22 protein-coding genes and 1 tRNA gene are annotated in these 22,856 nt (G+C 69.9%); 10 read left to right on the forward strand and 13 right to left on the reverse strand.

The window, feature by feature from the left end:
• Positions 1–62: 62 nt before the first annotated feature.
• Genes Mco01_RS31735 through Mco01_RS31745 form a run of 3 tightly spaced genes read right to left on the reverse strand, consistent with a single transcriptional unit; the run spans position 63 to position 3,671 of the window.
• Positions 63–1,001: an anti-sigma factor RsbA family regulatory protein gene (locus tag Mco01_RS31735; RefSeq protein ID WP_204060534.1), complete on the reverse strand. Its 939-nt coding sequence runs from the start codon at positions 999–1,001 to the stop codon at positions 63–65.
• Positions 998–1,816 (reverse strand): MEDS domain-containing protein, encoded by an 819-nt coding sequence (locus Mco01_RS31740; protein WP_239104059.1) that lies wholly within the window; start codon positions 1,814–1,816, stop codon positions 998–1,000. The genes Mco01_RS31735 and Mco01_RS31740 overlap by 4 nt, the downstream gene beginning before the upstream one ends.
• 46 nt (positions 1,817–1,862) lie before the next feature.
• On the reverse strand, positions 1,863–3,671 hold the full coding sequence (locus tag Mco01_RS31745) for a SpoIIE family protein phosphatase (protein ID WP_239104053.1): 1,809 nt from the start codon (positions 3,669–3,671) through the stop codon (positions 1,863–1,865).
• Between the two features lie 97 nt (positions 3,672–3,768).
• Between Mco01_RS31745 and Mco01_RS31750 the strand changes: the two genes are divergently transcribed.
• Entirely contained in the window at positions 3,769–4,482 is a 714-nt protein-coding gene (locus tag Mco01_RS31750; protein ID WP_204060536.1) for a GAF and ANTAR domain-containing protein, read from the forward strand.
• Positions 4,483–4,554: 72 nt separating this feature from the next.
• On the opposite strand, the gene Mco01_RS31755 is transcribed toward Mco01_RS31750, so the two are convergent.
• Complete coding sequence (locus tag Mco01_RS31755) at positions 4,555–4,911, reverse strand: STAS domain-containing protein (protein ID WP_239104054.1); 357 nt, start codon at positions 4,909–4,911, stop codon at positions 4,555–4,557.
• 187 nt (positions 4,912–5,098) lie between these two features.
• Between Mco01_RS31755 and Mco01_RS31760 the strand changes: the two genes are divergently transcribed.
• The 3 genes from Mco01_RS31760 (at position 5,099) to Mco01_RS31770 (ending at position 7,734) form a co-directional block, all read left to right on the forward strand.
• A complete protein-coding gene (locus Mco01_RS31760) occupies positions 5,099–5,878 on the forward strand; it encodes a SigB/SigF/SigG family RNA polymerase sigma factor (protein ID WP_204060538.1) in 780 nt (259 codons plus the stop codon).
• A 109-nt stretch (positions 5,879–5,987) separates the two neighbouring features.
• On the forward strand, positions 5,988–6,410 hold the full coding sequence (locus Mco01_RS31765) for an ATP-binding protein (protein ID WP_204060539.1): 423 nt from the start codon (positions 5,988–5,990) through the stop codon (positions 6,408–6,410).
• A gap of 19 nt (positions 6,411–6,429) precedes the next feature.
• Positions 6,430–7,734, forward strand: a complete 1,305-nt coding sequence (locus tag Mco01_RS31770; protein WP_204060540.1) for an NAD(P)/FAD-dependent oxidoreductase — start codon at positions 6,430–6,432, stop codon at positions 7,732–7,734.
• A 141-nt stretch (positions 7,735–7,875) separates the two neighbouring features.
• Here the strand turns inward: Mco01_RS31770 and Mco01_RS31775 are convergent, their stop codons facing one another.
• The 4 genes from Mco01_RS31775 to Mco01_RS31790 form a co-directional block, all read right to left on the reverse strand.
• Positions 7,876–8,295, reverse strand: coding sequence for a CBS domain-containing protein (locus tag Mco01_RS31775; RefSeq protein ID WP_204060541.1), 420 nt, complete (start codon positions 8,293–8,295; stop codon positions 7,876–7,878).
• A gap of 403 nt (positions 8,296–8,698) precedes the next feature.
• A complete protein-coding gene (locus Mco01_RS31780; protein WP_204060542.1) occupies positions 8,699–8,887 on the reverse strand; it encodes a hypothetical protein in 189 nt (62 codons plus the stop codon).
• 7 nt (positions 8,888–8,894) lie between these two features.
• Positions 8,895–10,037: a hypothetical protein gene (locus Mco01_RS31785; protein ID WP_204060543.1), complete on the reverse strand. Its 1,143-nt coding sequence runs from the start codon at positions 10,035–10,037 to the stop codon at positions 8,895–8,897.
• Positions 10,037–10,945: a hypothetical protein gene (locus tag Mco01_RS31790; RefSeq protein ID WP_204060544.1), complete on the reverse strand. Its 909-nt coding sequence runs from the start codon at positions 10,943–10,945 to the stop codon at positions 10,037–10,039. The genes Mco01_RS31785 and Mco01_RS31790 overlap by 1 nt, the downstream gene beginning before the upstream one ends.
• Before the next feature lie 118 nt (positions 10,946–11,063).
• Here Mco01_RS31790 and Mco01_RS31795 point away from each other — a divergent pair, with 118 nt between their 5' ends.
• On the forward strand, positions 11,064–11,399 hold the full coding sequence (locus tag Mco01_RS31795; protein WP_204060545.1) for a DUF6458 family protein: 336 nt from the start codon (positions 11,064–11,066) through the stop codon (positions 11,397–11,399).
• Positions 11,400–11,524: 125 nt separating this feature from the next.
• On the opposite strand, the gene Mco01_RS31800 is transcribed toward Mco01_RS31795, so the two are convergent.
• Positions 11,525–12,955 (reverse strand): sigma-70 family RNA polymerase sigma factor, encoded by a 1,431-nt coding sequence (locus Mco01_RS31800; protein WP_204060546.1) that lies wholly within the window; start codon positions 12,953–12,955, stop codon positions 11,525–11,527.
• A complete protein-coding gene (locus Mco01_RS31805) occupies positions 12,952–13,566 on the reverse strand; it encodes a hypothetical protein (protein ID WP_239104055.1) in 615 nt (204 codons plus the stop codon). The genes Mco01_RS31800 and Mco01_RS31805 overlap by 4 nt, the downstream gene beginning before the upstream one ends.
• Positions 13,567–13,646: 80 nt before the next feature.
• Between Mco01_RS31805 and Mco01_RS31810 the strand changes: the two genes are divergently transcribed.
• A tRNA-Pro gene (locus tag Mco01_RS31810) sits at positions 13,647–13,720 on the forward strand.
• 236 nt (positions 13,721–13,956) lie between these two features.
• Here the strand turns inward: Mco01_RS31810 and Mco01_RS31815 are convergent.
• Positions 13,957–14,226, reverse strand: a complete 270-nt coding sequence (locus Mco01_RS31815; RefSeq protein ID WP_204060547.1) for a hypothetical protein — start codon at positions 14,224–14,226, stop codon at positions 13,957–13,959.
• An 895-nt stretch (positions 14,227–15,121) separates the two neighbouring features.
• On the opposite strand from Mco01_RS31815, the gene Mco01_RS31820 reads away from it, so the two are divergent.
• The gene (locus Mco01_RS31820; protein WP_204060548.1) at positions 15,122–16,978 is read left to right on the forward strand and encodes a DUF262 domain-containing protein; all 1,857 of its coding nucleotides are present in this window, start codon (positions 15,122–15,124) and stop codon (positions 16,976–16,978) included.
• Between the two features lie 156 nt (positions 16,979–17,134).
• On the opposite strand, the gene Mco01_RS31825 is transcribed toward Mco01_RS31820, so the two are convergent.
• On the reverse strand, positions 17,135–17,851 hold the full coding sequence (locus Mco01_RS31825; RefSeq protein WP_204060549.1) for an IS110 family transposase: 717 nt from the start codon (positions 17,849–17,851) through the stop codon (positions 17,135–17,137).
• A gap of 235 nt (positions 17,852–18,086) precedes the next feature.
• Between Mco01_RS31825 and Mco01_RS31830 the strand changes: the two genes are divergently transcribed.
• Entirely contained in the window at positions 18,087–19,352 is a 1,266-nt protein-coding gene (locus Mco01_RS31830; RefSeq protein ID WP_204060550.1) for an IS3 family transposase, read from the forward strand.
• Here Mco01_RS31830 and Mco01_RS31835 read toward each other — a convergent pair.
• On the reverse strand, positions 19,327–19,467 hold the full coding sequence (locus Mco01_RS31835; protein WP_204060551.1) for a hypothetical protein: 141 nt from the start codon (positions 19,465–19,467) through the stop codon (positions 19,327–19,329). The two genes, Mco01_RS31830 and Mco01_RS31835, sit on opposite strands and share 26 nt — an antisense overlap.
• Positions 19,468–19,736: 269 nt before the next feature.
• Here Mco01_RS31835 and Mco01_RS31840 point away from each other — a divergent pair, with 269 nt between their 5' ends.
• Both Mco01_RS31840 and Mco01_RS31845 read left to right on the forward strand, forming a co-directional pair.
• The gene (locus tag Mco01_RS31840; protein ID WP_204060552.1) at positions 19,737–22,133 is read left to right on the forward strand and encodes a helix-turn-helix domain-containing protein; all 2,397 of its coding nucleotides are present in this window, start codon (positions 19,737–19,739) and stop codon (positions 22,131–22,133) included.
• Positions 22,134–22,155: 22 nt separating this feature from the next.
• Positions 22,156–22,836: a YdcF family protein gene (locus Mco01_RS31845; RefSeq protein ID WP_204060553.1), complete on the forward strand. Its 681-nt coding sequence runs from the start codon at positions 22,156–22,158 to the stop codon at positions 22,834–22,836.
• Positions 22,837–22,856: the final 20 nt, after the last annotated feature.

Here is a 22,856-nt window from a genome sequence, read left to right on the forward strand (position 1 = left end):
CACGATCGATGTGAGGTTGTTTACCTTACTCTGATTCGCGCTAAACGCCTAATCGGGAAAAATCATCCACTCTCCTGCAGGCGGGAGGTCGCCGCCTGCAGCCGTATGGTGCGCGAACCCCCGTCGGAGCGGATGTCCACATGGTCGCACACCTGGCGGGCCAGCCACAGCCCCTCGTCGGCCCGCTCCCCGGCGTCCGGCGGCACGAAACCGGCCAGGGGGTCGTGGCCGGCCACCCCGCCGCCCCCGGCCGCGCGCAGGTCCCACACCGGCCCGCCGAACGTCTCCCACACCCGGATCGTGACCGGCAGACCCAGGTAGCGGGCTGCCTCGTGAACGGCGAGGGCCAGCATCACGGCGCGGTCCCCGGTCACCCCGCGCCGCCCGGCCTCCTCGGTCACGAAGGCGCGCACGTCGGGCAGCACCTCGGCCGTCACGGTCGCGGCGTCGCCGGGAGGCGCGGGCAGCGGCGCGGCGTCGCACGCGCCGATGAACGCCGCGGGGTCGGCGTAGGCGGGCGACGCCTCGACCCGCCTGCCGTCGGGGCTCACCGACGGGTGGGTGCGCAGCGCGTCCTCCGCGACGTCGCGGCCGACCGCCCGCAGGTCGTACGGGCAGATCATCCAGACGCCGGTGCCGGCGAGGAGCACGTTGAGCGCCGACTCCATGCGGGTCCAGGCGAGCACGTCCCGCTCCGACCGTCCCGGCCACACCGGCTCGGCCAGGACACGCACCCGGCCGCGCCCGGCGTTGCGCCGCCAGTACCGCAGGAACGCGGTCGCGCGCTGGGCGGTCCGGCCGCCGAAGTAGGCGCTCTCGGCGTAGTCGACCCGGTCCGCGTCGGCGCCCAGCGCCCCGCCGACCAGGTCGAGGTTGGCCGAGGTGGTGGTGACGAGCACGGGCTCGCCGCGGTCGATGCCGTCCCGGACGAAGGGCACGGCGACCTCGAGGAACTCCTCGTCCGAGCCGTACAGGCTCGCCTGGTGGATCATCTCGGTCATCGGCGGTCGCTCCCGCCCAGGCGCAGGCCGGGGGTGCCGTCCCAGCCGATCAGGAGGATCAGCTCCCGCACGTGGTCGGGGACCCGCTCCAGGACGAGGGAGCGCCGGCTCCCCAGCGAGCCGGCCGTCTCGAGCAGGGCCCGCAGACCGGACAGATCGATGAACGAGACGCCGCCGAGGTCGACGTGCACGTCGCCCCGGCCGCGGGAGGCCGCCGCCCGCAGCGACCTCGTCAACGGCTCCAGCGTGCTCGCCTCCACGTCGCCCTCCACCCGTATGCCGGCGGGCTCGACGGTGCGGCGGATCCGGAGGAGCGCTCCGTCGAACTCCAGGTCACTGTCCGGCTCTTGATGTATCCGGTACAGATCCGACAAAACAACCGGCGGGAACAGGCGGCGGTCGTACTGGCACAGGCCGAGGGCCGTGCCCGTGGAGAACAGGCCGTGCACCCGGCTCTCGAAGTCGGCGAGCCGGTCGGCGCCCTCGCGCAGCCCCCAGCTCATCTCAGCCGTGACCCGTAAGGCCCGGTACCCGTCGGCCCGGGCCAGCCGCGCCGCCTCCGTCAGGTCGCCCAGCATCGTGTCGGCGTCGTACACCTCGATGCGGCGCACGTCCAGGCGGCGGGCGGCGACGTGGCAGCCGGTGTCGACGCCCCACCCGCGCAGCAGGCCGATCGCGACGGCGGGATGCGTGACGTCGGTGAGGTAGAGCACGCGGTCGCCCCCCGCCAGCCCCTCCGACACGTACGGAGCGAGCACCGGCTCCAGCTCCGCCTCGTCGGAGAAGGCCACCGCGCGGTGGTCCCCAGGCCGCATCCCCACCGGTCAAGTCCACCACCAGCCGGGGCCGGGCGGCAAATCCTCAGCGGGCCCGGCGCAGCGTGAGCAGGGTGATCTCGTCCACGGCGTGGGTGCCGGAGAACGCCCGGTGGTCCTCCTCGACGGCCTTCACGACGGCGCCCGGCGGCTGGCCCGCGCAGCGCGCGAGCACCTCGGTCAGGCGTCCCTCGCCGTACGTCTCCCCGGCCGGGCTCTGCGAGCCGACGAGCCCGTCCGAGTAGAGCACGAGCGTCTCGCCCGCCGCCAGCGTGATCTCCTCCGTGGCGGGCACCGAGCCCTCCTCGAACCCGAGCGGGACGCCGCCGCCCTCCGAGAAACGGACCCCGCCCCCCGCCTGCAGCAGCGCGGCCGGGTGGTGCCCCGCCGAGGCCAGCCTGATCTTCCTGCCGCGCACGAACCCGGCCGCGGCCATGACGAACAGGCCGGTCCGCTGCGCCACCAGCGCGTCGTTGATCTTGCGGAGCGCCTCCCCGGGGTCGTTCTCCCACACGCTCAGCACCCGCAGCCCGTTGCGGACCATGGCGGTGACGGCGGCGGCCTCCTCGCCCCGGCCGGCCGCGCTGCCGATGACGAAGCCCCAGCCGCTCTTCACGGGGAACACGTCGTAGAACTCGCCGCCGATCGCGCGCATCCCCGACCCGGGGTGGTACACGGCGCCGATCTCGAAGCCGGGGACGTCCGGCAGCGTCCGGGGGAGCACGCCCGTCTGGAGGGTCTCGGCCGCCTGCGCCCGCCGCTGGAAGCCGTGCTGCGCCTGCATCGCGAGGCCCAGGTGGAGCCCGATCTCCTCCAGCAGGCCGAGGTCGGCCAGCCCGAACGGCGGCCGGTCGCGCAGCCGCACCAGCGTGAGCACGCCCCGGACCTCGTCGTCGGTCCGGATCGGCACGCTGAGCAGCGACCCGGCCCGCATCTGCTGCAGGACGTCCCCGCCGAGCAGCGACTCGTCCGAGAGCATCTCGTGCACGATCCCGCTCTCCGTGGTCAGCACCCGCTCGACGACGGGGGCGAGCCGCGGCGGCGTCTCCTCCACGACCCGCTGCAGGCGGCCCACCGGCTGGTCGCTCGGGGCGATCACGGTGGCCCGCCGCGCGACGCCGTCCCTCAGCACGTCGGCGATGACCCAGTCGGCGGTCTCGGCCGCGAGCAGCCGCGCCGTGCGCAGCAGCGCCACAGGCTCCCGCAGGCTCTCCTCGTCGAGCAGCAGCCGGGTCAGCCGCGACAGCAGCTCGTGCCGCCGGGCCGCCGCCATGATCGCCGGCTCGTCGGGCGAGCTCCCCGCCGGCGCGGCCGGCTCGGGCAGCTGCACCTCCGTCGGCAGCGCGACCGCCGCGATCATCTCCTGCGGCTCGCCCGGCATGCGCAACCGGCTCAGCACCAGCCGCACGGTGTGGGCGCGGCCCTGATGGGCCAGCCGGGTCTGGAACGACGCGCTCTCCTCGCCGTGCAGGACCGAGGTGAACCGCTGGCGGAACGCGGCCCGGCTCGACACGTCGATCAGCAGGGGGAAGGCGCGGCCGATGAGGTATCCGGCGGGGCTGCCGAGCAGGCGCGTGGTCTCGTTGTTGATCCGCCGCACCGTGCCGCCGGTGTCCATGATGATCACGGGGACGGGCAGCGAGCGGAAGACCTGGCGCAGCAGCTTCTGCTCGCGCTGGCTGCCGCCGTCCTTGCGCCTGCGGCTGCGGGCGAGCTCGGTGAGGGCGGCCCTGACCAGCTCCTCGGCCTCCTCCAGCCCCTGGAGTGCGGCCTGCGGCCCGGGGTCGTCCCGTAGGGTGGCGATACGGTCGGCGAGCCCGCTCAGCGCGCGCTCAAGCTCGGCGATGTCGGGCAAGCTGCCCCCCTCTCTCGACGTAGACGCTACGCCAAAGACCGGGTCTAATCGATCCAGCCTGGAATAACCCCGCAACTATGGGAATGGTCTTTCTACCATGGAGACGACGTCCATCCTCGCCCGTGACCTCGCCGCCCTCGGCCGTGTGACCGAGGGCACGTCCCTGGAAAGCGTCCTGCGCGGCATCACCGAGGCCGTGGCCCGCGGGGTGCCGGGATGCGCGGGCGGCACGGCCGAGCTGTGGACGGAGGAGCGGGTGCTGCTCGCGGCCTCCCACAGCGAGCTCACCTCACTGATCGACCGCGAGCGCGACCTGCGTGAGGGGCCGTCGAGGGAGGCGCTGTCGTCCGGGCGGCCCGTCGCGGTCCCCGACGTGATCCGCGACCCCCGCTGGCCCCGGTACGCCGCCACCGCCGTGCGGCACGGCGTCCGCTCGGTGCTCGTGGTCCCCATCGAGGTCGACACCGCCGTCGTGATCATCGGCCTGTACGGCGTGCGGCCCGGCGTGTTCGCCGCCTCCGGTGACGCGGTGACCCCGCTGCTGCGCGAGCAGGTCACGGTGGCGCTGGCCAACATCTGGGAGTTCGACGACGTGCTCACCGGCGCGGCCCAGATGCAGGAGGCGCTGGCCGGCCGGTCGGTCATCGACCAGGCCAAGGGGATCATCATGTCGAAGAGCGGGTGCTCGGCCGAGGAGGCGTTCGAGGAGTTGCGGAGGGTGTCCCAGCACCACCAGGTCAAGGTCGCCGACCTGGCCAAGCTCCTGGTGACCGAGCACCAGCAGAAACACGGGGGAGCGGCCCCCGCGTGAGCCGCCGCGCCGCCTCCCGGCCGGCGCCGTACCCGTACGGACGCGCTGGTGGTGGGGGTGGACGCGTCCGCGCTACGCGGCGAACGCCGTCAGGGCGTCGTCGAGCGTGTCGAACAGCGGGAGGCGCTGGGACAGCCCGGTCACCCACATGACCTTGGAGTTGGGGTACTGCACGGAGACCAGGGCGAAGTTGCCCCCCGCCGTGGTGGACCGCTGCCAGTGGTGCACGATCAGGCCGAGCGCCCGCGAGTCCATGAACGTGACGGCGCCCAGGTCGAGGATCATGTCGGGGCCGTGGTCGTCGGCCTCGGCGTCCAGGTAGTCCGAGAACTGCTCGCGCGTCGTGGCGTCGAGGACGCCGTTGACATGGATCACCACTATGTCTCCCGCCATCGTGGACGACAGGGACAGCAGTCCGTTGTTAGACACCTCGCGCCTCCTCTGCGGCAACATTACTGGTGCCGAAGGGGTGGTGATACTCCCGGATTTGCGGCAATATACTTGACCAGAGGTCCAGCAGAGGGCCTCGTCTCGATACTGTAGCGAGGCGTGCCTTCTGCATGGTGATCCCGGCACGGCAGCGTCCTCGCAAAGAAAATACGAGGGGACTGCGCAGATGGCTGCCGAGGTCCATGGAGTGACCGTCAGCAATCCGACCGCCGAGGAGCTTCTGGACGAGCTGGCCCAGGACGGCCTCTCCCAGGAGCGGCGGGAACGCCTCCGTGAAATGATCGTCGAGATGCACCGCCCCATGGCGAGGGACATCGCCCGGCGGTACCTGAACCGCGGCGAGCCGATGGAGGACCTCCTCCAGGCCGCCTACGTCGGCCTGATGAAGGCCATCAACGGCTTCGACGCCAGCCTCGGCCACAGCTTCCGGGGCTACGCCATGGTCACGATGACCGGCGAGGTGAAGCGGCACTTCCGCGACCGCACCTGGGCCGTACGGGTTCCCCGCCTCTACCAGGAGCGCCGCGCCGAGCTGAACCGGCACGTCGCCGACATGACCCAGGAGCTCGGCCGGTTCCCCACCGTCGCCGAGCTCGCCAAGAAGATGGGCATCTCCGAAGAGGACATGATCCTCACGATGGACGCCTCCGCCGCCTACAGCACGCTCTCCCTCGACGCCCCGATCGGGGCCGACGACGACGCGGCGGCGCTCGGCGACGTCATCCCCGAGGAGGACGACGCCCTGGACACGCTGGTGGACAGGGAGGCCGTCAAGCCGCTCATCGACCACCTTCCCGAGCGGGAGAAGAACATTCTCCTGCTGCGCTTCTATGGCAACATGACCCAGGCCGAGATCGCGGCGGAGTTCGACATATCGCAGATGCACGTCTCGCGGATCCTCCGCAAGACCCTCGACCAGCTCCGGGCGGAGCTCGTCGCGGGATGACGCTGCAGCGGGATGCCCGGGATGCCGCCTATGACCTGGCGGTATCCCGGAGTATCTTCGTCGGTGCCACGGCCCACCAGGTTTGATCGAGCGACATGCGGGGGGAGGCGTGTACCGGGTGAATCAGGACGGCGTTCCGGCGCACGTCGCCAGAGCGGTCAGGGAGCGCTCCTTCTCCTTAGCCGACCTGCCCGACCTGCGGGAGTTCGCCGCCGCCGAGGCCCGCCGCCGCGGTCTGGCCGAGGACGCCCTCGGCGACTTCCTGGTCGCGCTGAACGAGGTCGCGACCAACGCCGTCACCCACGGCTCGACCAAGGCGAGGCTCCGGATCTGGGTCGACGGCGGACAGCTCGTGGTCGCCGTGCACGACGACGGCCGGCACTGGCGCCCCGAGGGCGTCCCCGGCCAGACGCCGCCCCCCGAGAACGCCACCAGCGGCATGGGCCTGTGGGTCGCCCGTCTGCTCAGCACCGATCTCCAGGTGTCCACCGAGCCCAGCGGGACGACCGTCACGATGCGTTTCCCCCTTTAGGGCGGGGTAGGGGACACCCATGGCTGTCCCACGGATCCTGATAGTCGGCGGCGGATACGTCGGCATGTACACAGCGCTCCGCCTGCAGCGCAGGCTTCGCCGCGGCGAGGCGCACGTCACGGTCGCGGACCTCGACTCCTACATGACCTACCAGCCGTTCCTGCCCGAGGCGGCCGCCGGGAACATCGAGGCGCGGCACGTGGTGGTCCCGCTGCGCCGGGTCCTGCCGTCCTGCCGGATCCTCAGCGGCCGGGTCACCTCCGTACGCCTGGACGAGCGCAGGGCGGAGTTCAGCCCGCACGAGGGCCCGAGGCTCACGCTCGACTACGACTACCTGGTCTTCGCGGCCGGCTCGATCTCCCGGCTGCTGCCGATCCCCGGACTCGCCGAGACCGGCATCGGGTTCAAGACGGTGGAGGAGGCCATCCACCTGCGCAACCACGTCCTCGGCCAGATGGACGTGGCCGCGTCCACCCCGGACGAGGAGGTGCGCCGCCGCGCGCTGACCTTCGTCTTCGTCGGCGGGGGGTACGCCGGCGTGGAGGCGATGGCGGAGCTGGAGGACATGGCCCGCGACGCCTGCACGTACTTCGACGGCATCCGCCGGGAGGACATGCGGTGGGTCCTGGTCGAGGCGACCGACCGCATCCTGCCCGAGGTCGGGGCCGACATGGGCCGATGGACGGCCGAGGAGCTGCGCCGGCGCGGCATCGAGGTGCGCACCCGCACGCTACTCAAGTCGGCGGAGGGCGGCCGCATCGTCCTCGACGACGGCGACGAGTTCGACTCCGACACCCTGGTCTGGACGGCAGGCGTGAAGCCGAACCCGCTGGTCAAGTCGGGTGACCTGCCCGTAGACGAGCGGGACCGGATCAAGGCGGACGCCTTCCTGCGCGTCGAGGGCACCGATTTCGCCTTCGCCGCCGGCGACTCGGCCGCCGTTCCCGACCTCACCCGGCCCGGCCAGACGTGCCCGCCCAACGCCCAGCACGCCGTACGGCAGGCCCGGCGGCTCGCGGACAATCTGGTCGCGACGATCAGGGGCGAGCGCTGCCGGCCGTACATGCACAAGAACGCCGGGTCGGTGGCGAGCCTCGGGCTGTACAAGGGCGTGGCCCAGGTCTACGGCAGGGAGCTGCGCGGCTTCCCGGCCTGGTTCATGCACCGGACCTACCACCTCACCCGGATGCCGACCGTGAACAAGAAGACCCGGATCCTGATGGACTGGACGCTCGGGCTCTTCTTCCCGAGGGAGATCGTCTCGCTGGGCGCCATCCAGCACCCGCGCGAGGAGTTCACGCTCGCCGCCCGCAGCGGCAGCTAGGCGCTCCGGACAGCGTGATACGGACGATTGCGCGCAGCAGAGTGCCGCGCGACCAAGGCCCGTGAGGTCACGCGGCACGTCTCTGCGGTCCGGCGCCGTTCCGGTCGACGCCGGCCCAGGCCGTTGGGCTTGGGCGTCGGGCTAGGCGTTGGGCGGGGTCACCGCGATGTCGGACATCGGCGAGGCGGGCGCCCACTCGACCGCGAGGTCGCTGAGGGTGACGATCCCGACCGGCCGCCCGTCGACGACCACGGGAATCCTCCTGACCGCCTTGTCGCGCATCAGCCGGACGACCTCCTCGGGGTCGTCCTCCGGGCCCACAGTGATCACGTCGGACGTGCACAGCGTCGCGAGCGGGGTCGCGGCGGTGTCCCGGCCCTCGGCGACCGCGCGTACGACGATGTCCCGGTCGGTGACGACGCCGCGGAGCTGGTCGCCGCTGACCACGAGCACGTCGCCGATGCCCTGGTCGCGCATCAGCTTGGCCGCCTTCACGACCGTCGCCTCCTCCGGCAGCGTCACCGGGTCGGGGGTCATGACGTCTTCGACTCTGCGCGGCATCTCGGTCTCCTCGGGGCGGGGAACGCCGGTGTCTTCATGATGAGGGGTACAGGGGGTGGGCGGTGGCGGGATTCCGCCTGCCGGAGGACCGCCGGTTCGTCTGCCGGCGGCCCTCCGGGGCCCGCGCTCGCCAGGCCGTCTCCACAGTGGCGCACGGGCCCGTTCATGGGGGAGCGGCGCTTCTCGGGCGGTTCCCGTGTCCGTGCCGTTCTGTTTGTCTGTGCCGTTCCGGTTGTCCGTGCCGTTCTTTTGCCCGGTCCGCACCGCCGCTCTCGCGGCCGGGGCCACGCCACGAGGTGGCGGGCGGTGCCTCAGTGATGAGGCGGTGCCGCGGTGGCGGCGGTGCCGGACGGGTCCGACGGCTGGGGCCGGGGGCGTGGCCGCTGTCGTCGGCGGGAGGGCGTCAGCGGCGGGCGCGGCGCCAGCCGCCCCGCCAGGAGTTGACACTCGCCGTGCCCACGCCGGCCTGGTGGAGCGCGAGCAGGCACAGGCCCAGGGCCAGCAGGGCCGTCAGCCCGATGCCGATGCTCGCGTTGAGGAGATCGAGGAGGAAGGCGATCCCGAAGACGACCGCCGCGGCGATGGCCAGCATGGCTACCTCACTTTCCGTTCAGCTGCAGGAGAAGCGTGTGGTACTCGCGCAGGGCGAGCCGCAGCGCCTCGGTGTCGGAGTTCTCACTGTTCTTCCACTGGTCGAGGAGCGACTGGCGCCGCTTCGTGAACACGGCGAGCGCCTCGTCCACCAGGGCGTCCGCCTGCTCGACCGACTGGCGCGGGTCGTCCACGAACCCGGCCTTGATCTCGCGCCACCGCTGGTCGACGTCCTCGGCGAGACCGTCGGGGCCGGCGGGGGGCGCGGGGGTGACCGGAGTGGCGACATGAGCCATGTCCGGCGCGGGGCCGGGGCTCGCGGCGGGGGCGACGACGATGGGCGCGCCCGCGACCCGGACGTCACCGGCGACGCCGGTGTCGGGCTGGGTGTCGTCCGGTCCCAGCGCGGGGTCCGAGGCGAACGAGCCGTTCCGCCGGTGGGCGTCGTACCCCGGACGGTCGAGGGCGCCGGACGCCGGACGGTCGAGGGGATCCGCCGCGTCGCCGTCCGTGTCGTCCGCGCCCAGGTCGGGCCGGTTCGCGGGGTCGGCGCTCAGAGCGTCGTCCCTGCGGTCGGGGTCGCGGTCCAGGGGGTCGTCGCTTCGGTCGACGCTTCGGTCCATCGCGGTGACGACCGAGGCGTCGTCGGTCCGGCTGGCGGGAGCGGCCTCCGGCGCGAGGACGTCGTCGGGGCGGTACCCGGTGCGGCCGGCCGTGCGGTCGCCGGTGAGGCCGGGATCACGGTCGCGTTCCCCGGCGCCCTCGAACGTCCCGGCGCCGGCTGCCGTACGGTCGTCGTCCAGGTCGGAGCCGTCGTCGTCCAGGTCGGAGCCGTCGCCGTCCAGGTCGGAGCCGTCGCCGGCGTTCGGACCCGAGCCGTCGTGGGTGCCGTCCACATCCGAGCCGGGACGGCCGTCGCGGGTGAAGGAGTCGCGCTCGCCGGGGACGGTGGTGTCGACGGGCTCGTCCGCGGCCGTGCCGGTCTCCCGCGCTCCCGCGGGGGAGAAGACCGGTCCGGGACCCTCGTGCTCGTCGCGGCGGGCGGCCAGGGCCTCCTCCCGGCGCGCCTCCTCCTCCAGCGGCTCGGGAGACTCGGGGGTGGGCCGCTCGGTCAGGTCGTCGCGCCGCTCGGGCTGGTGGTCGGTGCGCATCAGCGGCCCGCCTCCCTGATGTCGGAACGGGCGGCGTGCCGGCCGTTCACGGAACCGGTGGTCACGTCCTCGTCGACCGGGTCGTCCAGGCGGCGTCCGCCGGTGCGGTCGTCGGCGCGGTCGTCAGCGCGGTCGTTCTCGGCGCGCTGCGCGGCGGCCCGTTCGGCGGCGACACGGTCAGCGGCGGCATGGTCGTCACGGAGGGCGTCGTCACGGAGCTGGTCGTCACGGACACGCTCGTCGGTCACGCGTTCGTCGGCGGTGCCAGTGTCGTCGAACCTGCCGGCGCTCACGGAATCGGTGGTCGCGGGGTCGGTGGTCACGGAGTCGGCGGGGACGGCGCCCGCGGCGGTCGTCCGGTCGTCGTGATCGCCGGCGCCGGCCTCCAGGAGCTCCTGGAACAGGGCGCGGTAGTGGACCATCGCCTGGCGGAGCTCCTCGGTGGTGGCGTCCTGCCGGGCGGCGCGGCTGCTGATGTCGTGGGCCTGGCGGTAGTGGTCGAGCGTGGCGGCGTGCGCCACGGACAGGTCGCTCAGGCGCTGCTCGAAGTCGTCGGTCGGGTAGCCGCGGTCCGCCATGACGGCGGTGACCAGGGCGTCCGCCTCGGTGACGGCGAAGCCGGGGGCGTCCACGAACCGCTCCTGGACCTCGGTCCACTTGCGGGTGTAGGTCTCCCGGGCCTCCGGCGCGAGCGGGCGGATGTCGAGCTGGGCGTGCCGCTCCTCACGCGCGAGCAGCTCCTGCTCGGCGGCCTTACGGCTATCGCTCTCCCGCACGGCCCGGTCGTACTCGGGCCCGAAGCGGTCTTGCAGATGACGTCGCCGGTTCTGACGTGACACGAAGTAGCCGATTGCCAGGATCGCCAGCACCACGACTATGACGACGGCCACCCATGCTACGGCGTTCATACCTGCCTCCAGGGGTGAGTGCGTTGTTCATCCGCACTGCCCTGGAAAGCGGCCTTCACGCGTTGCGTAATAAGCGATTTCGCGGGTAAAGGCGGGTCTACCAGCAGAGGAGGTAGCCATGGGCTTCGGAGCCAGTCTCGCCTTCATCGCCGTCGGCGCTGTTCTCGCGTTCGCCGTGAAATGGGACGTCCCCGGGATCGACCTGCAGATGATCGGCTGGATCCTGATGGCCGTCGGCGTCGCCGGCGCGTTGCTGACCGGTCTGTACACGCGGCGCCCGCAGGCGGAGGACACGGTCGACGTGGTCGAGCCCGACATCGTGTACACCGTCGATCCGGCCGCCGAGCCGCACGTCCACGTGCACGAGACCGAGTCGCACGCCACGGTGAACCCGGGTGAGCGCCACGTCCACGTGCGGGACGAGACCAGGCCCCTTGGCCGCGACGACATCTAGGCCGTCTCCCCGCCGGCCGTGACCCGCCGCCATAAGAGAATTCACGCGACGGCACGGCCGCGGGGTTTTCGCATGAACGGGTTCCGTGTTCCGGCGTCCGGGTTCCGCGATTTCGGGAAAGGCCGTCAGGACGTCACTGTCCCGAAATCGGCCTCACGGACGCCGACGGCCCCCTCCCCGCGCAGCGTCACGCCGAACAGCAGGAACACCGCGTCCGGCGGGACCTCGGTCTCGACCACCAGACGCTCCCATCCGCCCTCGTCCTCGGGAGCGGACGTGAGCCGGCCGGCCTCCGGGCCGCCCGTCCGGTCCTCGCCGACGATCCGCAGGTAGAGGGCCGCCCCGCCACCCGTTCCCCGCACCAGGGCCCTCAGCCGTACGCGGCGGCCGTGGTACGGCTCGGCGAGCACCGCCTGGCGCAGGTCGGCGAAGCCCAGTGGCCGTTCGACGGCCGAGCGCAGCCACGCCTCGCCGCCGTGCGCCTCGCACGAGTAGTCCCGCCAGTGGGCCCCGCCGGTGTCGTGGAGGAAGCTGCCGCGCAGGTCCCAGAACCGCAGCCCCTCCGAGAAGTCCATGTTCCTCGGCTCGGCCACCCGCGGCTCCGCCGCCCGTACGGCGGGGGCGGGCAGACCTGCCTCTCTCGTCAACGCCGCCACGGCCTCCTCGATGGACGTCCCCCTCAGCGACACGCCCCGTTCGCCGATCAGCTCCTCGCCGACGAGGACCGGGCAGCCCCACCGATGGGCCAGCGCCAGCCCCTCGGCGACCTCGACCGGCAACGTCGTCGTCCCGTCACCGGTCCTCAGGCGGAGCTCCGCCTTCTCGGGGCCGGCGACGTGCACGGCCTCAAGAGCCGTGCCCGTCGCCGCGAGCACGCGCGCGGCCAGCCCGGCCGCCTTGCCGACCATGGCCCGAGGGGGCAGCCACAGGGGCAGGATCCGGCCGCCGTCCTCGTCGTGCAGCACCACGAGCAGCCGGGGAGCGGCGGGCACGATCATGGCGATCCGTACGGGTGTCATCGCGGGCCTCCTCTGGCGCCGGGGGAACTCCTCCGCGAGCCGCCCCCGAAGCTGGAGGCGGCCCCGATGCAGGCGCAGCTTGACGGCGGACGCGGACAGGCCGAGCGACGCGGCCACCTGCTCCACGGTCAGGTCGTCGAAGTAGTAGAGGACGACCGCCTCGCGGCTGCCGGGAGGCAGTTGGCGTACGGCCTCCCGGACCAGCCACCGCGCCTCGATCGACGCGAACGGGTCCACCGGGTCGCCCTCCCAGTAGTCGTCGAGCGGCGACTCCCGGGTCACGAGCCATCGGCGGCTGAGGTTCAGCAGGATGCCGTACAGCCAGCCGCGGAACCGGTCGCCGTCGGCCAGCCGGCCGAGCGACGTCCACGCCTGCAGGAACCCCTCCTGGACGAGGTCGTCCACCGCGTCGGGACGGCCCACGAGATGGACCGCCGCCGACCGGGCCATCGACCGGTGCCGCCGTACCAGCTCGTGGAACGCGGACGCGTCGCCGGCCCTGGCCCGGTCGACGAGCTCGCCGTCGGAGGGGTTCACATCTGATTAGTGGGGCGCGGAGGGCTTCCGGTTACGTCGTCCGGCGCCGTATCCGAGCGTGGAGCGCCCGTGGATTCGTCTGCCGTCGTGGTCGCCGGCGCCGGGTCCCCGCTTGCGTGCTGGGTGCCGCCGCTTGTGTCGTCGGCCGGATGCGCGGCGGCTTCGCCTGCGTCGTCGGCCGGCTGCGTGGATGCGTCGTCCAGGGCCGCGCGCGCCTCCGCGAGGACGCGAGCGATGTGGGACGAACCCCTGGCGGGGACCTCGTGGAACCCGCGCTCCTGGTCGTACGCGATGTCGAGTCCGCCGTCGACGAGCCGTGACGCCCATCGTACGGCGGTCGCGACCTTGTCCTTGGGCACAGGGCGCCCCTGGGCGACGGCCGACAGGTTGCGCAGGTTCGTGGCCGGCCCGCTCTGGCTGTGCTCGCGCCGCAGTCGCCAGGGCAGGGCCCGGCTGTGGTCGGTCATCGGCTTGGACAGCCCGGCCGCCCGTTTCGCCTGCAGAATCCCGGACTCGGATACGCCGAAGTGCTCGGCCAGCCGGGCGTTCGACCACCCCTCGGCGGCCAGCCGGGCGAGCTCGTCCTGGTCGATGCGAGGCTTCCTCCCCATGATCCACAGCCTAGGCCTTCAGGTACGCACGCGGCCGGAAACTACGCTAAGGTTGGGGAGTCGCCCGGGAGACTGGGCGCCGGGACGTAGCGCAGTTTGGCAGCGCACTTGACTGGGGGTCAAGGGGTCGTGGGTTCAAATCCCGCCGTCCCGACACTGTTCTAGCAGCTCGGAGCCGTGATCACGAGAGTGTGATCACGGCTTTTCTGTGTTTCGTTGCTCGTTTGTTGCTCGGACAAGCCGTCAGTTGCTAGCACCGCGCTGCCCGCCCTTGCCGCAGGCTGCCGTCTGTTCCGGCCATCGCGAGGCCCGGTACGCCGAGGATGTTCAAACGAAGTGGCGCCAGATAGGCATATGTGATCTACAGCGTAAAGGCCCGGGGTTTCTCAACTACCCCCGACCAACCGGGTGGGCGAGGACCTTGCGGAGGACGCCGAGGTTGTAGGCGTGCAGCTTCTGCTCGGGCGTCTTGGGTGTGTAGTTGGTGTAGTCGAGGGCGAGTAGGACGGGGCCGCGCTGCAGGAGGAGCAGGGTGCTGACCGAGGCGCGTTCGCCGTTGCGATTCATGGTCTGCTCGATGCGGTAGCCGTGCCAGCCGAAGGAGTCGCGGGCGTACTTCTGCGGCATGGAGGTGCCGCTGATGCGAGTACGCGGATCCATCGGGGAGTTCGTGCTCCCGGAGTAGCGGCACCGGGGGAAGGTTCCTTCGTACCTGCTTCATGACGTGCGCGGCGTCGGCGTCTGTCGGCAGGACCCAGCCTTGCTGGGTGAGGTGCCCCCTGTAGGGCGAGCCGATCTCCTGCTTGGCGGTGGCGTAGCGCTTGTCGATGGCCACGGTGGGAGTGTTCATCGGGTCGAGTGGTACGCAGACGTCGAGGTTGGTGATCGTGCCCGCGGGAACGGTGCGGGTCTCGCCACCGGACAGGCCGGCTGTCGCGGGGGTGAGGAACAGCGCGGTCACGTCCTCTCGGGTCCATCGCTTCGCTGCGAGGCTTGTCCGGTGAGCGGCGAGTGAGGAGCCGGATGCGGACACCTGCATTCGGCCGTCGTCCCCAGCGGGCCCACCCCAGGCGGTGAGGGCCATGCCGGAGAGCCCAACGACGAAAGGCATCCACCTGCGCACTTCAGCTCCCAGAGTCGACCGACAACGCCCGACAGATTCTGAAGCAGGGAGGTCGGACTCGTGGCCGTGCACCTCCTCAATATGGGCGTCTCCACGACATCTCTTTGGCCGTGCCTGAACTTGTCTTGGGTGGTTCCAGGCCAGGGCACGAGATCTTGTACGGCGCCGTTGACTCGCTGCCCATGGCAAGTGGTCGGCCGCCCGGCATCGCCATCACTTTCGAAGGCCGGCTATCCCCAGCCTTCCGATTGCACAATCAAGATGAGTTACACCACTGACTACTGGATGGACGCCGAGGTGGCGGTACGAGGGCTGTGCGAATGTCGGTCGAGTCATTTATCGTGACCACGGTCACGTAGGCGATGCCTGGTCAGTCGTCCTACGCCAGTTGTTGCTGGCCATGCACCAGATCCCCCTACCCCCCGAGGAAGCATGAAAGCGGAGACTCGCACCCCTGCGGAAATTTTCAACGGCACCGTCCGATACGTCATCCCGCTCTTTCAACGGCCCTACGTATGGAACAAGGCCGACCAGTGGGAGCCCCTGTGGGACGACGTACACGCGGTCGCCGAGCAGGTGCTCGAGACGCTGGACAGCTACGGTGGGGAGGCCAACATCCCGCCGCACTTCCTGGGTGCCATCGTCCTGGAGCAGCAGTGGACCCAGTCCGGTTTCGTTCCGGTGAGGAATGTCATCGACGGCCAGCAGCGGTTGACCACGCTGCAGATCCTGCTCGACGCCGCACAACTGGTAGCCGAGCAGTACGGGCTGCCCATCGACGCCAAGGCTCTCGAAGCGGTCGTCCTTAACAGCCCTGATCTTACGCAGCACCCCGACGAGGTCTTCAAGGTTTGGCCGACCGACCGGGACCAGGACGCGTATCGGGCCGTGATGGATAACGACGGGGCGGTCACGGAGGATCTCGCCACCAGCAGCATCGCCCGGGCCCACGCATACTTCGCCGAGAAGATCACCGAGTGGGTGGAGCCCGAGGGGGACGAGGAGAAGCGTAGGCGGCGCATCTCCGCGCTGACCCGGGCGCTCCGCAGCCATCTCAAGCTGGTCGTCATCGACCTGGAGCCTGGCGATAACGCGCAGGTCATCTTCGAGACCCTTAACCATCGAGGCACGCCGCTTCTGGCCGCCGACCTGATCAAGAATCTGGTCTTTCAGCTTGCTGCGCAGCAGAAGGATGACCTGAAGAGCCTCTACGAGCAGTACTGGAAGCCGTTCGATTCCAACAAGTGGCGGCGAGACGTCCGGCAGGGGCGGCTCTACCGGCCCTACGCCGACATCTTCATGAACTACTGGCTGGTCACGCGCCTGCTGCGCGACGTACCCGCGGACCGGGTGTTCACCGAGTTCCGTGACCACGTCCGGCGCGCGCAGTTGCCAGCCAAGGAGATCATGCGGGACATCGCCGCCGACGCCCAGGTCTACGCCGGGCTGGAGGGCCTGCCCTGGGACTCCATGGAGGGCACCTTCTACTACCGAGTCATCCGGGTCATGGAGGCCTCCGTCGTCGGGCCCTTCCTGCTGTGGATCCTGCGCTGGCCCGAGCAGCGGATGCCGGCCGAACAGAAGCACAAGGCGCTCGCAGCCATGGAGAGCTGGCTGGTCCGCCGCATGCTGTGCAAGCTCACTACGAAGAACTACAACCGCATCCTCCTCGAGCTTCTCCGGGAGCTCGACCAGGGCGGCCCGGAGATCGCGGGAGACGTGACGGAGAGGTTCCTCAGCAGGAGCACGGCCTCCGCCGTCTACTGGCCGTCCGACGAGGAAGTCATCCAGGCGGCACAGACGGTCAAGGTGTACAGGGATCTGACCCGTGGCCGTCTCCGGATGGTCCTCGAAGCGCTGGAGGACAAGACCAGGGACAAGTACGCCGAACACGACCACTGCCCGCGCGGCAACCTGACGATCGAGCACATCATGCCTCAGAGCTGGAGCGAGTACTGGAGTGTTCCGGTCCACGATCACGCCGCCCGGCAGCGCCGTGAGATCCTGGTGCAGACGCTCGGTAACGTGACCTTGGTCAACGAGTACCTGAATCCCAAGCTGTCCAACCGTCCCTGGACCGACTCGGCAGCGATTTCGGACCAAGTGGAGCCGGCGTTCGGCAAGCGGACCCTGCTCGCGAAGTACAGCATGCTGAAGCTGAACTCCGAAATCGTGGAGCAGCACCAGGAATCGTGGACCGACGAGGCGATTCTCGAGCGCTCGACCACCTTGGCGCATCGCCTCATCGAGATCTGGCTCCGGCCAGCTATCGAGACGCAGGAGTCCTGAAGGTTCGCTCTCGATACGGAGTTGCCAGGCCTCTTCCCCGACGAGACACCTGTCCTGATGACCATCAGCTGGCACGCGCTCGCGATCGATGCTGGGCCGGAGGACGTTTTCCGCCAATTCCTCAGACGGCGGCGAGCAACTGCGCTGGTGGCAGTGTCAGATTGAGTGCGTGACGCCGATTCTGTAGGTCGCTTCGCCCGCCGTAAGGCCGGAATGCCTCCGCCAGCGCCACGGTGACGAACCCTCGAAGACCCGCCGCATCTCCAGCAGCAATCCGTCCACGCGTACCGCCGTGCCGTCTCGTCCAGTTCGTACGACCGTCCTCGCAGCAAGAGTTCGGCGAGCCTCAGCGCCCGTATGGTAGCGGGCGTAGAGCCGGCTGGGTTGCCAGGCTGGTAGTGGCATGCACCAGCGGAGACACTTGACCGCCGAGTCCTTGGCGATCTTTACCAGGCGGATCATCTCGACGGCGCCGTCGCCGTCCTTGGCGATGGCGGTGGCCTGCCCGGACAGCACCGCTCTGGCCGCGTTCTCCGCGTCGATGGCGTCGGTCTTGCCCCGCCGTCGCCTGGTGGCCCGGTCGGGCCGGTTGGCCTCCAGGACCTGGAGGTGGTTGCGGCGTAGGTGCCGGGTCAGGGCGGTTCCGTGCGAGCTGGTGCCTTCGACGCCGGCCCGTCGCAGCCGCCCGTGTCCCCGCGCCCAGTCCAGCAGGGCTGCGTAACCGTTGGCGTGGGCGGGGAACGACTTGGTGCCGACCAGCACGCCCATCACGGTGATCACGGCTGCGACGTGGGCGTCGGCGTGGGTGTCCACACCGAGCACGACCTGCTCGGTGTCGTGCTCGGCCACGGTGGGGGCATCTGTGGGGGTCACCTGGGCTCCTCGAAAGCGGGGCAGGGGGTCGCCCGCCAGGCAGAGGAGGTCAGGACTGTGACGATGCGCTCGCAAGGCCCCTATGGGGACACATCCCCGCCTGGTCGGCGGCACCGCCCACGCTCAGGCGACAGGTCATCACGAAGGCACGACGGCCAGTCTCAAGCTGGGTCAGACCTGAGCGTTCCGGGCGGTGCCCTTTCAGTCTCACAGTCCTCAAGCGCAGTCTGGTCCTGTGGGTGACCGACACGACCCGGTGAAGCTGGCGGTGTTCATCGCCGCTCACAGGACCGATCACGGTATCCCGTACGCGACCTCGTGCCGGGCGGTGGGCCGCTCGGTCGCCTGGCTGTACAAATGGCTCGGCCGTGCCCGGGAGGGACCGGGTCCCCGCCAACAGCGGCGGCCGTGCCTGACCGAGGCGGTGGTCTCGATGTTCTGGGAACGCAAGGGCGCCGACGGATCGCCCCGCATCGCCGAGCATTTGCGCCGCAAGGGGTGGCGCGTCTCGGACAACACGGTGGCGGACATCATGCGCGGGCGGGGGCTGGCCGCCCGGCCGGGCCGCGGGCGTAAGAACACCACGCGCCCAGACGGCGGCCGCTGGCACGCTCCGGACCGGCTGCGGCGGGACTTCACGGTGCCCGCTGCCGACCGGCGGTGGGCCGGCGACGGCACCGAGGTCCCCACCGGGGAGGGAACGTTGCAGCTGGCGGCGGTGTCGGATCTGTTCTCCCGCCGCATCGTGGGGTATGCCGTGAGCGCCCACCATGATGCGGCTCTGGCGCTGGGCGCGTTGCAGATGGCGGTGGCCGTGCGCGGCGGGAGCGTGACCGGGGTGGTGATGCACACCGAAGGGGGCGGCGAGTACACCGCACACCTGTTCCGGGCCGCCTGTCAGCGGCTGGGCATCGAGCAGTCGATGGGCCGCAGCGGATCGGCGCTGGACAACGCTGCGGCCGAGTCGCTGTTCTCCTCGATGGAGTTCGAGCTGTTCGGCCTGGCCGGGCCGTTCACCGGTCACGTCGAGGCGCGCCGGCCGGTGGCCGCCTGGGTCGACGATTCAATCATCAGGGGTTGCATACCGCCAACGGGTTGCGGCCGCCGGTGGAGTTCGAGCGGCTGGAGGTGGCCGAGCAGGACAAGATCCGCGCTCGGATCGCCGAGACCAGGCAGGCCCGGCGGGCACGCAGAGCCGCAGCACGGCAGAGCAACAAGGAGGCGGCATGAGCCGCCACGGCCTTTTGAGGACCGCGTGCGGGCCCGGGGCGCGGCGCAGCGTACCGGGAAGAGTCGCTTCGCGATCGCGGTGCGACGGCCTACGGCCGCCCTTGACCCCGGAGCCTCCACGGCCCGGAGGGCAGGAGAAGCGGGCAGGACGGGGCCTGCCCGACGCGAGGACGCGCGGCGAACGAGCAAGATCCTAAAGCCCAAAGATGATCAAGCAGGGCCTCAACGGAACGAGGGGATTGTCATCATCGCAGGAGCAGGTAGATGGTGAAGGGCAGGCACAACGCGGCCCAGATGATGATGAAGCGCCACGTGGCAGCCCACGTGACCATGGCCTTGGCGGCCAGGGTGCCCACTACCAAAGCGATCACCACCAGGACGATCACTGCGCTGGCCTTGGGCGTCTCCGCGGTGGTAGCTACGGAGCTGGGGGTGGGGGCCTGCGTTCGCGGGCGTCGCCCGCTGGCCTGGCGGGTCGGGTAAGGGCTGCTACTCACCAGAGAGTCCTTTCCTAAACAGCTTGGTGGCAGCAGGGTCGGCTTTGAGGGCGTTCGACTTCGAGACGAAATCGATAGTTGTTTGTCGGCCCTGGTCACAGTGGAGGGGTGTGTGCTCAGTTCTGGTATGGAAGCGAACGCCCAACGGGAGCTAGAAGATGGGGATCGACCCGGCGCGGATCCAGACCGGCGAGCAACTACGGGAGCAGCTACAGGAGCTGTTCCACTCCGGCGGGTGGAGCGTACATAGGCTCGCCGATAAGGCACGCCTGAGCGCGGCCACAGTGCAGGGGATCGTCAAAGGCACCACTCGCCTGCCGCAGACCCGTACGTTACGGAAGATCGTCAAGGCCTGCGGGCAGGACCCGGAACCGTGGGTTGCGGCGCGGGGACGCGCGATCCAAGCCGCCAAGCAGCTGGTCGCCAGCGATCCGCGATTCGGCGGACGACATGACGACATCACAGCCCTGGACAAAGTGCGTGCCGAGTTCCGGCGCCAAGACCGCCCGTGCGTGATAGTCCTTTTTGGCAGCCCTGGCGTCGGGAAGACTATGCTCGCAGAACAGTGGGCTGCGCGGGTCTGCGAAAGCGGCATCTTCATCGGCAAGGCCCTCGAACCTCTTAATCTACGCGGATTCTCCGCCGAGGGTCCGCTTACCCGCACCGACGTGGCGAAGGCACTGCTCCAACGCCTCGGGGTCAGCAGTGATCTCGTCCCCCGGGAAGACGATGAATGCGCACGCATGATCCGGAGGCACTTGGAGGCTTCCTCTCACCTGTTGCTGCTCGACAATGTGGGGGAGACCGAGGCGATACGCGATTTCCTTCCGAAGGTTGGGACCTCGATCGTTGTCATCACTAGCCGTGGTCCGCTAATCGGGTTTGGCGTTAAGGAATACCTGGTGCGGCGCGAGGTGCGGCGGCTTTCCCCGGACGGGAGCCTGGAGCTGTTGACCAGGTGGCTTCCAGAACGCGGGGACACGGAGCTCGATGACCGTGAGCGCGTGGCCGAGCTCTGCTTCCACCTGCCATTGGCCCTCGGCATCGTGGCGTCGCGCCTCGCAAGCGATCGGGAACTGAGGTTCCAGGATGTCGCCGAACAGCTTGAGTGGCGTGGCACCCTGCGAGCCCTTGGCGGAACCCGGAGCGAGGAAACCAACCTCGAAACGGTTTACTCGTGGTCCTACAATGCGCTCACCCCGGCCGCGCGGCGGATCTACCGGTTGCTCACGCTACGGCTAGGCGAGGGCATCGACGCCTACGCCGTCGCTTTGACGGGCGGTATCGGCCTCGCCGAGGCCGACGAAATGATCCGTGAGTTCCGGGACACGGGCCTGATCACGAGCCGGGGCAAACGGTTCGACATTCATGACCTGCTCTACGACTTTGCGTTGGCCCGGCGCATTCAGGAGGAGGAGCCTGGAGCCGCCTTCGAATTCTACTCCCGGGTCCTACCGGCTTATTATGGCTGCGTCAACCACGCCTTCAACGTGGTGAACAAACAAAACCCCATGGTCGATGCGGAGTTCCTGGCCGACTGGCGCAACGACGACGGCACGAGGACGGTTGGAGCAGATCCTGCCTCCGCCAGCAGGTGGTTCGGTGAAGAACGGGCTAATCTCGTCCACCTTGCCACCGCCGCCTGTGAGCTCGTGCCACCTCCATCCGAGGCGCCCCGGCTAGCCTTTGCCCTTTTCTACTTCCTCGACATCCAGCACCACTGGGGCACATGGGCCAGCGTCATCGAAGCGGGCCTGCGTTCGGCCGATGCTCTCAACGACCTGTGGTCCAAGGCCCGCCTCCTTCGCGACAGCGGCCGTCTTAGGTACGTCCGAATCCGCGACCTTCATGACCGGCTGCACGATTCGGACTCCGGCGACACCGCCTGGCGCGCGGACGCCCTCACCGCCTGCAGTGAGGCGACTGGCTTCCTCAACGCGAGCGCCGACCATTATCGCAGGCACGGCGGACATCCGGACGAGGCGATCGTCGTCCAACGGGAGCTGGCCGACGTCAGCCTCGAAGTCGCCAAGCTCAGCCGGAGGCAGGAGGCCTTCACACTGGCGATCAACCGCTACCGCGCCGTCGAAGACATGTGGAAGAGATCCACCAGCAGCGTTCGGGACGTCTCCCTTCTCTCGCTCCAGCTGCCGATGAGCGAGGCCTACCGCCTACACGGTGACCTCGATGCGGCCCAGGAGTGCCTGAAAACGGCGAGGGACATGCTCGCCAGCGGCGCCGTCTCCCACGCCAACCTCGAACCGCATCTCTACCGCCACGAGGCAGCTCTCAACGAGGCGCGAGGCGATCTAGAGGCCGCCGCCGCATGCTGGGACAGGACAGTGGCGCTATTCGGTGACACCGAGGAGCGATGGCTCCACCGGGCCAGGGCACTCGCCCAGCGCGGACTGCTCCTGTCCAAGCTGGGCAACCGACACGCCCGGGACTCCCTGCAAGACGCCCGCAATCTTCTCGACAAACACGACTCCCCAGAGGCAGCTGTTGTCCAGACTTGGCTTGACCGGCTCAGCGAAAGATCGTCCCCGGCACACTAGTGATCAAGATTGGAACCGTCAGATGCCCGCGCCCAGCCTTACCCCGTCCGACTACAGCCGCTTGGCCACTGTGATGGCTGGCCCGCACGGCGCGAAGCAGGATCCCGAGCGGCACGTAGACCTGCTCATCGTCTTCTCCTGCGCCGATCCGGAGGTCGGTCGCACCGCTGCCCGGCTCCACGAGCGCGGCGAGGTCCATACCATCCTGTTCTCCGGGGGTATCGGCAAAGATTCAGGCGGCCTCCCTAGTCTGGAGATCCCCGAGGCCGTCTTCCTGGCCTCGGTAGCCATGGCCGAGGGCTTGCCCGCCGAGACCGTCGTCCTCGAACAGCAGGCCCGCAACGGTAGAGAGAACGCGGCCTACGGCCTGCGCCTCGCCCACGACAGGGGCCTACTTGCCCCCGGCTGCTCAGTGGCCGCGCTGGCCCCAGCCGTCCGCAGCCGCCGACTGTTCGAGGAACTGCGCTTCCAGGCCGCAGCGGGCGGCTACGATCTCGGTTCCATTCGGGGCCTGTCCAGCGGGGTGATCGACACGACCAGGCCGGACGTTCGCGCCGAACTCGCCCGCGAACTCAACGGCCTGCACACAATGCACACCGGCGACACCCCCCGAATTTTCCCACAGCCAGACTTCCAACCCGGCGGAGAACACTACGACTTGGTCCAGCACGCAGGCCTGGCTGATGTTCACCGGCTTTCGTAGAGTCGCTTTGGTTGACTGGC

The organism is Microbispora corallina, from assembly GCF_016863035.1.
Classification (GTDB): Bacteria; Actinomycetota; Actinomycetes; order Streptosporangiales; family Streptosporangiaceae; genus Microbispora; species Microbispora corallina.

Coding starts and splice junctions, on each gene's coding strand:
- Mco01_RS31735 (WP_204060534.1), bottom strand. CDS start 1,001: ATGACCGAGATGATCCACCAGGCGAGCCTGTACGGCTCGGACGAGGAG.
- Mco01_RS31740 (WP_239104059.1), bottom strand. CDS start 1,816: ATGCGGCCTGGGGACCACCGCGCGGTGGCCTTCTCCGACGAGGCGGAG.
- Mco01_RS31750 (WP_204060536.1), top strand. CDS start 3,769: ATGGAGACGACGTCCATCCTCGCCCGTGACCTCGCCGCCCTCGGCCGT.
- Mco01_RS31760 (WP_204060538.1), top strand. CDS start 5,099: ATGGCTGCCGAGGTCCATGGAGTGACCGTCAGCAATCCGACCGCCGAG.
- Mco01_RS31770 (WP_204060540.1), top strand. CDS start 6,430: ATGGCTGTCCCACGGATCCTGATAGTCGGCGGCGGATACGTCGGCATG.
- Mco01_RS31775 (WP_204060541.1), bottom strand. CDS start 8,295: ATGCCGCGCAGAGTCGAAGACGTCATGACCCCCGACCCGGTGACGCTG.
- Mco01_RS31780 (WP_204060542.1), bottom strand. CDS start 8,887: ATGCTGGCCATCGCCGCGGCGGTCGTCTTCGGGATCGCCTTCCTCCTC.
- Mco01_RS31785 (WP_204060543.1), bottom strand. CDS start 10,037: ATGCGCACCGACCACCAGCCCGAGCGGCGCGACGACCTGACCGAGCGG.
- Mco01_RS31790 (WP_204060544.1), bottom strand. CDS start 10,945: ATGAACGCCGTAGCATGGGTGGCCGTCGTCATAGTCGTGGTGCTGGCG.
- Mco01_RS31795 (WP_204060545.1), top strand. CDS start 11,064: ATGGGCTTCGGAGCCAGTCTCGCCTTCATCGCCGTCGGCGCTGTTCTC.
- Mco01_RS31805 (WP_239104055.1), bottom strand. CDS start 13,566: ATGGGGAGGAAGCCTCGCATCGACCAGGACGAGCTCGCCCGGCTGGCC.
- Mco01_RS31815 (WP_204060547.1), bottom strand. CDS start 14,226: ATGGATCCGCGTACTCGCATCAGCGGCACCTCCATGCCGCAGAAGTAC.
- Mco01_RS31820 (WP_204060548.1), top strand. CDS start 15,122: ATGAAAGCGGAGACTCGCACCCCTGCGGAAATTTTCAACGGCACCGTC.
- Mco01_RS31840 (WP_204060552.1), top strand. CDS start 19,737: ATGGGGATCGACCCGGCGCGGATCCAGACCGGCGAGCAACTACGGGAG.
- Mco01_RS31845 (WP_204060553.1), top strand. CDS start 22,156: ATGCCCGCGCCCAGCCTTACCCCGTCCGACTACAGCCGCTTGGCCACT.